Origin of the sequence: Novosphingobium sp., from assembly GCF_027486195.1 — a bacterium.
GTDB lineage: Bacteria > Pseudomonadota > Alphaproteobacteria > Sphingomonadales > Sphingomonadaceae > Novosphingobium.
In genome coordinates this window covers 38,681-47,672 of record NZ_JAIXPP010000104.1, presented here as the reverse complement: position 1 = coordinate 47,672, position 8,992 = coordinate 38,681, and the positions used below count along the sequence as shown (strand labels likewise).

Below are 8,992 nucleotides of genomic sequence, written 5' to 3'. Positions count from 1 at the left end.
TCGATCAGCACCTTTTCCAGCGCGAACTGTTCGCGCCGGTTGAGCGTGACCTTGAGCTCGGCCAGGACTTCCATGATGATCGGGCGGAATTCCTCGGAAAGCTCTTCCTTGGTCAGCGTTGCCGCCGCTTCGGGATCGACGCGTTCGAGCAGGCGCGGGAGCACCTGTTCCTTGATCTTGTGGACCGACGCCTCGAAGCCCTCTGCCTGATAGCCCGGCTCGTTGACCCCGTTGGCACGGTCAGCAAGCCGCGTCAGCGCATCCGACTTGTTGTTTGCCCCGGAATCGGCGGCGTCCATGTTCGGAAGCGGCGGGAACTGTTCGCCCCCCATCGGCACCGGAATAGGTGCTGCCGAACCTTCGCCCGATTTCATCGGACGCGCCACGCCGAACGAGGGGCGCATGGCAGTGCTGCCCCCACTGACTCCGGACTTGCGGCCAAATGCGCTCATGCAGATTTCCCTGTTCTCGTAACGGTAGGTTTGCGCCGACAATGGTCAGCACGATCTTCCGATGCGTGGTGAATACCGCCGAAACCTTCAGGATTTCCTAAACTGATCCCGATTTCGCACAGACGCTGCGAAAGCCGAGGGCGGTGGAGGCCCATCATAGCGGCACATACTCCGGAAAACCGGGCCTTGCGGCGTCCGGCCAGGCGATATCCCAGCACTTGGAGGGTTCCCGGATCGGCACAATCGCGGGGTGTTCGGGGCGAATCGCGCCGATCATCCGGTCATAAGGCGCGATGTAGGTGGCGTAACCTGTCGGCACGACGCCGTAGTAGCCGCAGCGCACTTCGGGCGCGCGAGGCAGCAGAATGGCGCGCGCCGTTTCGCCGATGGGCACCGCAAGGCCGATCAGGAACAGGCAGATCGCAATCCGGCGGGCGGCTTTTCCGTCCTTGTCCTGCGCGGCGGGGGAGGACCGAAGCACGCCGGCCATGACGATGGCGATGAAGACGAGCGAGGGAATCGAGACTCGCATCATGAAGTCGATCTTCTCGCCGACCCGGCCGAACGGCAGCACCAGCAGCATCGCAACGCTCAGCAGCACGGTCACCCGGTCAAGGTTCCATGATCCGCGCGAGAGCCACACCACGCACAGGAACGGCACGACCTCGACCAGATAGAACAGGACGTAGACTTCCACCGCATAATGCGAGGTCCCGGTCGAGACCCCGCCAAGGCCGCTGGCCAGATAGAGCAGGGAGGGCAGGGCGAGCGCGACCGAAACCGCGGGCAAGGCGATCTCGGCGATGCCGATGCGCCGGGCCACAAGTTCGGACAAGGACGCCGCGATCACGAACGGCACGATGCCCAGCCCGCCAAGCGGCGACATCAGCGCGAGTGCGGGAACGAGGCACAGCAGCGCAGCGAGCGGCAGCTTGCCAGCGCGCCAGCTGAGGTAGAACGCGGCCCCGATCCATCCGGCCAGCGCGTGCTGCGGGACCCAATAGGCCAGCGTTACCACCGCCGTATACTGCATCTCGTCCCACTGTTCGAGATGGACCAGCACGCTGCCGCCATAAAGGCGCTGCCCGATGACATCGAGCCCGCTGGAGCCCAGCACCAGCAGCAGGGTGATCCAAGGGCGCCTAATGCCCGAGAAGATAGGTGCAGCAAGCGCGACGAGGCCGGTCAGCAGCGCGGCATCCTGCACCAGCAGCGCGAGCTGCGCCGCCCATGGTCCGGCAAGCTTTCCGACGAGCGCGGGAACCAGATAGATGCCCACCGGGCAGCGCAGCATGGTCAGCCCGCCAGCGGTCTCGTAGACCCAGGGCCAGGGGTGGGAGACAAGGTCGTTGAGGACGGCGTAGCGAACTTGCCAATCGGTGTTCGCGTAGAAAAAGCTCCCTTCACCGCCAAGGATGAACAGGACAAGCGCGCCCGCAAACAGCAGGCCAAGGGTGCGCGGCTGCACCGCAGCGCCCTCGCCCCATCCGCGCAGCCGCCAGAGCGCGGCGCACAGTGCGGCCGAACCGGCCGCTGCTCCACTGACAACAAGCGGGGAAAGCCCGAGCAAGGCCAGCAGCAGGACCTGATCGAGCAGCAGGAAGCCGACCAGGCCCAGCGCCAAGGTCCTGCTTTCCAGCAGCACGGTGCGCGCGCGGGTTAGGTCAGCGGGTGCCTCGGCACCGATTGCGGGCAAGGGTGGGTTGAGCATCCCGGACAGGATACGCAGCACCCCTCAAGGTATGGTTAACGCAATCCCGCTGGGCAGAAATGTTGGGAACCTGCGCTCAGCTGCCGACGAGGTGGTACTGCGCGCCGAGCGGAAGCCAGCCGAGAAAGCGCTCCAGCGGGCGAAGCAGCCCGAGCGCCGGCGGAAAGAACAGGCAGAACTTGCTCGCCGCGCGGACGAAGCCGCCGGCCACCAGCCGCCGCCGCATTTCGCGCGCGCCGATCAGCACGGCATCGCGGTCGAACTCGCAGCGCGCAACGGCAAGGCGGGTGAGGGGGTTTAGCGGGTTGTGCTCGAACAGTACGAGCACCCCGTCGGGCCGCAGCACGCGGCGCAGTTCGGCAAGCAGCGCGACGTGATGTTCAGCCGGAATGTGGTGGAACACGCAGGCGATGAAAATGCAGTCGAGGCTCGCATCGGGCAGCGGAACCTTGAGCCCATCATAGGCGAGGGTGCGCACGTTCGGGATCGCCTGCGTGTCGACGAGATCGAGGCTGGCGCGCGAGACGTCGAGGGCGATGATCTCGGCCTCCGGAAAGGCCTCGTGCATCGGGGCGAGCGCGTTGCCGATCCCGGCGCCAAAATCCATGATCGTGCGCGGACTGCGGCCCCGTTCGCGCCACAGTTGCTGTACATACTCGATCTTGTAGCTGGCGAAGTAGTCCAGCGCGTCTTCCGAAACGCCGGTCGAATGGGCGTGCTGGGCGCGGTAATCCTGCGCAACCCTGTCGAATTCTGCATCTGCGTGCAGCGGCATGGTTTCACCCATGGACTCGCTCCCTGATGGTGTCGTGAAGCTGGTGGACGGCATTGCCGCGCACGCCGCGCACCCCATGCACTTCGTCGATGACATAGAGCGGGCGGCGCTTGGCTTCCATGTACATGCGGCCGAGGTACTCGCCCATGATGCCGAGGATCATCAGCTGGGTGGACCCCAGCACGAGAATGACCGCCAGCGTCGAGGTCCAGCCGCTGATCGCATAGCCCATGACCCACGCGCCGAGTACGTAAGTCAGCATGAGCATCGCCCCGATTCCGGCGCAGACACCCATCCACGAAGCGATGCGCAAGGGCGCGACAGAGAAGCTGGTGATTGCGTCGATCGCGAAGGAAATCATCTTGTGCAGCGGATACTTGGTCTCGCCCGCAAAACGCGCATCGCGGTCATAGGGCAGGGCTACCTGCTTGAAACCGACCCAGCTGACCATGCCGCGCACGAACCGGTAGCGCTCCGGCATGGCCTGCAGCACATTGAGGACCCGGCGCGTCATCAGCCGGAAATCGCCGGTATCTCGCGGGATATCGACATCGACGAGCCGGTCGAGCACGCGGTAGAACGCAGCGGCGGTCGCGCGCTTGAACGCGGTCTCGCCGTCACGCTTGCGGCGTTGGCCATAGACGACATCGTTGCCGGCGCGGATCAGCTCGAGCATCGGGCCGATCAGTTCGGGCGGGTCTTGCAGATCGGCATCGAGAACGAAGACCAGCTCGCCGGCCGCCTGCGCGAGGCCAGCCGTCAGCGCGAGCTGATGCCCGTGATTGCGCGCCAGATTGACGCAGAGCACGCGCGGATCGGCATCCGAGAGCGCGACCATGCCCGCCCAGGTCGCATCGCGTGAACCATCGTTGACGAGAACGATCTCGAAATCCTGTGCGAAGATGGGTTCGATCGCGGCCACCAGCCGGCGGTGCAGTTCCTGAAGCCCTTCGGCTTCGTTATAGCATGGCACGACGACAGACAGCGCGGGGGCCAGCGCGGAAGAAGGGGCCGACCCGTGCAGCGCGGCTGCGGCATCCCGCCCGGGCTGATCCACCATCAAAATGTCTCCTGCGATGCGCTGAACCATACGCAAAGCTTGGTAAACAAGCCGTAAAGAAGCCTTAACGGGCCTGTGATGCAACCCCATGGCACCGATTGTGGAACAAGACCAGTATCGAGGGTTGCAGCCGGGGCCAAGTCCAGCAATGAGGCTGGGTGACGGAGGGGCTATTGCGCAATCGGACAAGAGACGGACTGCTGCTGGCTCTGGGCGGGTTTGCGCTGCTTTCCACAGGCGATACGCTGGTCAAATCCATGGCCGGGCTCTGGCCGGGGCCAGCCATTGCGGCGCTGCGCTATATCATCGGCACCATCGGCCTTGGCACGATCCTGCTCTGGCGTGAGGGCTGGGCGGGTTTCCGCATGGACCATCTGGGCTGGCATGCCGCGCGCGGGTTCGGCGTTGCATTCTCGGCCACGACTTTCTTCACCGCCGTGCAGATCATGCCAATTGCCGAGGCGACTGCGATTTCGTTCACCAGTCCGATGGTGACAGCGCTGCTCGCCGCAGCGCTCATCGGCGAGCCGATGCGGCGCGAGACGTGGATCGCCAGCCTTGTCGCCTTTGCTGGGGTGCTGATCGTGCTCAGGCCCAATTTCGCCGCGATCGGCCCGGCGGCCGTGCTGCCGCTGTTTGCGGCCTGCGGCATGGCACTGCTGATCATCGGCAACCGCGCGGTGCTCGGGCGCGGCTCGGCGCTTGCCATGCAGGTCAATGTCGCGATTTTCGCCACGCTGTTCCTGCTGGTGTTCACGCTGATCGGCCATTTGTGCGGCATTGCCATGCTGCATGTCGGCGCGCCGCCATGGAGTGTGATCGGCAAGAGCGCGGCCATCGCGGTCACCGGCAGCAGCGCGCATGCCCTGATCTACATGGCAACCTCGCGCGCGGGCGCCGCCACGGTCGCGCCGATGACCTATTTCCAGCTGATCGTGGCCGGCTTCTATGGCTGGCTGCTGTTTCGCGAACACCCCGATGCGACCGCGCTGCTGGGCGCCGCGATCATCATCGGCGCGGGCCTTTTTCTCTGGCGCGCAGGCCGCATGACCGACGAGCCGCAAGGCACCGAATAGCGATGCCGGAGGCCTGCTGGCTTTGCGAAAGGCCACTTGGCCGCAAGGTGGAATGGCACCACCCCGTGCCGAAAAGCCGTGGCGGGCGTGAGACAGTGGCGGTCCATCCGATCTGCCACCGCACGCTCCATGCCCAGTTCAGCAACGGCGAACTGGCCCGGATCGGGGCTGATCCAGATGCCTTGCGCGCGCAGCCCGTGATCGCGAAATTCGTTGCCTGGGTCGCGAGCAAGCCGCCCGATTTCCACGCACCTACCGCGCGTCGGCGTTAGAGCAGGTCGAGCAGCGGCTGCAGGCTGTCGAGCAGGACCGCAGGACGATCACGCTCGGGAAGCTCTGCCCCCTTGGCCATGATCCCGGTTGCCATCCCCACGGAGAGCGCGCCCACGGCATTGGCCATGCGCATCTCCAGCGCAGGGTCATCGCCCACCACGACCATCTGCTTTGCAGCACTGCGCGGCAAGCCCATCAGCACCCGGGCCGTATCGAACGCCACGCGGGAAGGCTTGCCGAGAATGCGCGGCCGCTTGCCGGTCATTGCGGTCAGCATCGCGTTGATCGGATAGCTGGCGCCGATGGCGCGGCCATTCGCCGTCGCGAAGAAGGGCACATTGCTCGCAGTCAGCAACTTGGCGCCTTTCCAGAGCGAATCGCAGGCGGCCTCCAGCGCCGGAAAATCGAACTCGCGGAACCAGCCAGTGTAGACCGCCTCGACACCTTCGGCAGCCTCGTCCGGCCCCACCACATCGAGACCCGCATCATCGAGCGGCGCGCGGCATCCGGCATTGCCCAGTACACGCACCTTGCCCACGCCAGAGCGCTTGAGCCAATCGGCGGTCGAGGACGAAGGCGTCAGCATCTGCCCGTCGTCCACGGGGAAGCCGGCGTTGCGCAGCGATGCGGCATAGGCGGCAGGCGGCTTGGCCGTGCCATTGGTGAAGACCACGAAGGGCGTGCCGCGCGCCTTCAGTGCTTCGAGCAGCGCCACCGCATAGGGCAGAGCGTTGTGCCCGCCGCTTTGCGCGTCGCCCAGCGCGATGGTGCCGTCCATGTCGAACACGAACCCGGCGGCATCCTTCAGCCGCACGGCGTTCTCGGGGGAAATGGTCACAGGCTGGCTCCGGCATGAAGGGCAAGGCGGAAGGACCCGCGCTCGATCACGAGGTCGCGCGCGGTGGGTTTGGCGGCCAGCTTGCGCAGCAACGCGATGACCGGCGCGGCCTCGGGGGTGTAGGTCGATCGCGAGGGGCCTGCGGCGAGCATGGCATCGACCTGCTCCGGCGGCATGACCGCGCGCAGGAGGAATTCCTCGTCGGGCATGGCATGGCCGAACTGGCGGCGCAGATCGCCGAGCGCGGGGAACGTCGGCTCGTTTTCCAGTTCGCGGGCGCGGGGCCGGTCCATGATCGCGGCCAGCACATCGCGGTCGATCGGCGAAGTCGGCTTGCCGAACTTGCCGAGGCAGTAGCGGATGACCTGATCGGAGACTTGCGCATAGCGACGATCCCCGATCACGTTGAACAGTGCCTGGCTCATGACCATTTGCGGGAAGGGCGTGACCATGATCGGATAGCCGAGCTCCGCGCGGACCTGTTCGGTTTCGGCGATCACGGCGGGCAGGCGATCTGCGAGGCCTAGCTCGGCAAGCTGGCGCGCGGTCGTCGTCATCACGCCGCCGGCGATCTGGTGGCGCAGGAAACTTGCATCGAAGTTCTGCGGCTGACCAAACGGCAGGTTTTCCGCAAGCGCGAGGCGGTTCCAGTAGGATGTCAGCTTCGCCAGCGCCGCGCGGTCGATTTCGACGGTGTGGCCGGCCTCCTCGAGATTGGCGAGCATGCGGTTGGCCTCGGGCAGCGAGGAACCATCGCCCGCTGCGCCGATGCCGACATGGATTGCCGAAATGCCTAGCTTGGCGGCTTCAAGGCTGGAGAGCATGCCCTGACCGATGGTGGTGTGGGCGTGGATTTCCAGCGGCCGATTGCCGATGGCAGCTTTCACTGCCGGGACCAGCGTGCGCACCCGGTCCAGCGAGAGCAGACCGGACGGGTCCTTGATGTAGAACAGGTCGATGTCCGGGCTCTGGCCAACGGCACGCGCGAAATCGGCGTAGAACTTGTCGGTGTGGAATTCGGAGAGCGTGAAGGTGAGGGCACACATCACCTCGGCGCTGCCTTCCTCCTTCACCAGCCGCGCCGCCTCGATCACCGCGGGCACTTCGTGCATCGGATCGAGCAGCACGAAACGGCCCACGCCGTTCACCTGCAGCGCGCGGTAGACGAGGCGCATGAACTCCGGGTCCGCCTGCTGCCAGGCAATGAAGCGCAGGCCGGTCGTGATGAACTGCAGCGGGGTTGTCGGCATGGCCGCAGCCATGCGCCGCAGCCGCTCCCACGGGTTGTTCTGGAAGTAGCGCACCGCGACGGCCATGTGGCTCGAGGAGGTGAAGTCGATGGCGCGAAAGCCGCAGGCTTCCGTAAGCGCAGCGGCCTGCAACATATGCGAGGTGTTGAGCCCGGTGGCGCCCCACAGGCTCTGGTTGCCATCGCGCATGGTCACGTCGACCAGCCTGAGCGTTGTCATTGCGCAAGTCCTGTCAGAAATCCGGTGTCGACCCCGCCTGCCACAAAGCGCGGATCGGCGGCGATGCGGGCGTGAAGTCCGGCGGTGGTGGGCACGCCCTCTATGCGAATGCTGGCCAGCGCCGCCTTGAGCCGTGCGACCGCCTCTTCGCGGCTAGGCGCATGAACGATCAGCTTGCCGAGCAGGGAATCGTAGAGCGGGGGCACTTCTCCGCCTGCGGCGATATGCGTGTCGACGCGAATACCCGGTCCAGCAGGCCAAGCGGCCCGCGTGATCCGGCCCGGTGCCGGGCGGAAATCAGCGTCCGGATCCTCGGCGTTGATCCTCACTTCGATGGCATGGCCCACTGGGCGCACCATGGCCTGCGTCAGCGTGAGGCGCTTGCCCGCAGCCACCAGCAATTGCTGCTCGACCAGATCCACGCCGGTGATCGCCTCGGTCACCGGATGCTCGACCTGGATGCGCGCGTTGAGCTCGAGGAAATAGAACGAAAAGTCGGTCGCATCGACGAGGAACTCCGCCGTCCCCGCGCCGCGATAGCCGATATGCCGGGCGAGCCGCACTGCCGCCTCCTCGATCCCCGCACGCGCCGCATCGGGCATGGCCGGGGCAGGGGCCTCTTCCACCAGCTTTTGAAACCGCCGCTGGATCGAACAATCGCGCGTGCCGAGATGGATGGCGCTGCTGCCATCGCCCAGCAACTGGACCTCGACATGCCGTCCCTTGGCAACGAAGCGCTCGACATAGACCGCAGCATTGCCAAACGCGGCCTGCGCTTCGGCCTGCGCCATATCGAGCACCGTATCGAGGTCCTCGGCGCGGTCGACCCGGCGCATGCCCTTGCCGCCGCCGCCCGCCACGGCCTTGAGCAGCAGCGGATAGCCGATCTCGGCCGCGCGGGCATGGACCGCCTCGCGCGTCGCTGCCTCGCCGCCGGGGAGCACCGGCAGGCCCGCTTCCAGCGCGAGGGCGCGGGCGGCCAGCTTGTCACCCATGCCCTCCAGCGTCTTGATTTCGGGCCCGACGAAGCGGATGCCCGCGCCCGCAACAGCCCTTGCAAAAGCGGCATTCTCCGAAAGGAAGCCGTAGCCCGGATGCACCGCATCGCAGTGTGCCGAGATCATGGCCGCCACGACCGTATCGATAGCCAGATAGCTCTGCGACGAAGGTCCGGGGCCGAGCAGCACGGTCTCGTCTGCCATCAGCGCGGGGAGCGAGGCGGCATCGGCGCTGGAAACACCCAGCACGGTGGTGATCCCCATCGCCTTGGCGGTGCGGATGACGCGCAGCGCGATCTCGCCGCGATTGGCTATGAACAGTCGGCGGATCATGGTTGTC

8 protein-coding genes and 1 pseudogene are annotated in these 8,992 nt (G+C 65.9%); 2 read left to right on the top strand and 7 right to left on the bottom strand.

The genetic code is table 11. From position 1 onward, the window contains the following. The 4 genes and pseudogenes from Q0071_RS18360 to Q0071_RS18345 all read right to left on the bottom strand — a co-directional run. A pseudogene (locus Q0071_RS18360) lies at positions 1 to 452 on the bottom strand (CpaF family protein); the annotation flags it as partial. Positions 453 to 606: 154 nt separating this feature from the next. After that, the gene (locus Q0071_RS18355) at positions 607 to 2,184 is read right to left on the bottom strand and encodes a hypothetical protein (RefSeq protein ID WP_298173021.1); all 1,578 of its coding nucleotides are present in this window, start codon (positions 2,182 to 2,184) and stop codon (positions 607 to 609) included. Between the two features lie 55 nt (positions 2,185 to 2,239). Next, positions 2,240 to 2,950, bottom strand: coding sequence for a class I SAM-dependent methyltransferase (locus Q0071_RS18350; protein WP_298173018.1), 711 nt, complete (start codon positions 2,948 to 2,950; stop codon positions 2,240 to 2,242). Beyond that, positions 2,943 to 3,998 carry a glycosyltransferase family 2 protein gene (locus Q0071_RS18345; protein ID WP_298173015.1) on the bottom strand — a complete coding sequence of 352 codons (1,056 nt, stop codon included), beginning with the start codon at positions 3,996 to 3,998 and terminating at the stop codon, positions 2,943 to 2,945. Before Q0071_RS18345 ends, Q0071_RS18350 begins: the two co-directional genes overlap by 8 nt. Positions 3,999 to 4,171: 173 nt before the next feature. Here Q0071_RS18345 and Q0071_RS18340 point away from each other — a divergent pair, with 173 nt between their 5' ends. Together Q0071_RS18340 and Q0071_RS18335 are read left to right on the top strand one after the other, a co-directional pair. Next, entirely contained in the window at positions 4,172 to 5,074 is a 903-nt protein-coding gene (locus tag Q0071_RS18340) for a DMT family transporter (RefSeq protein WP_298173012.1), read from the top strand. Positions 5,075 to 5,076: 2 nt separating this feature from the next. Then, complete coding sequence (locus Q0071_RS18335; RefSeq protein WP_298173007.1) at positions 5,077 to 5,346, top strand: HNH endonuclease; 270 nt, start codon at positions 5,077 to 5,079, stop codon at positions 5,344 to 5,346. Here Q0071_RS18335 and Q0071_RS18330 read toward each other — a convergent pair. The 3 genes from Q0071_RS18330 to Q0071_RS18320 are packed head-to-tail and all read right to left on the bottom strand — an operon-like array spanning position 5,343 to position 8,985. Further along, positions 5,343 to 6,185, bottom strand: coding sequence for an HAD hydrolase-like protein (locus Q0071_RS18330; RefSeq protein WP_298173004.1), 843 nt, complete (start codon positions 6,183 to 6,185; stop codon positions 5,343 to 5,345). The genes Q0071_RS18335 and Q0071_RS18330 overlap by 4 nt on opposite strands. After that, positions 6,182 to 7,654 (bottom strand): biotin carboxyl carrier protein, encoded by a 1,473-nt coding sequence (locus tag Q0071_RS18325; protein ID WP_298173001.1) that lies wholly within the window; start codon positions 7,652 to 7,654, stop codon positions 6,182 to 6,184. Before Q0071_RS18325 ends, Q0071_RS18330 begins: the two co-directional genes overlap by 4 nt. After that, positions 7,651 to 8,985, bottom strand: a complete 1,335-nt coding sequence (locus Q0071_RS18320) for a biotin carboxylase N-terminal domain-containing protein (RefSeq protein WP_298172998.1) — start codon at positions 8,983 to 8,985, stop codon at positions 7,651 to 7,653. The genes Q0071_RS18325 and Q0071_RS18320 overlap by 4 nt, the downstream gene beginning before the upstream one ends. Positions 8,986 to 8,992 lie beyond the last annotated feature (7 nt).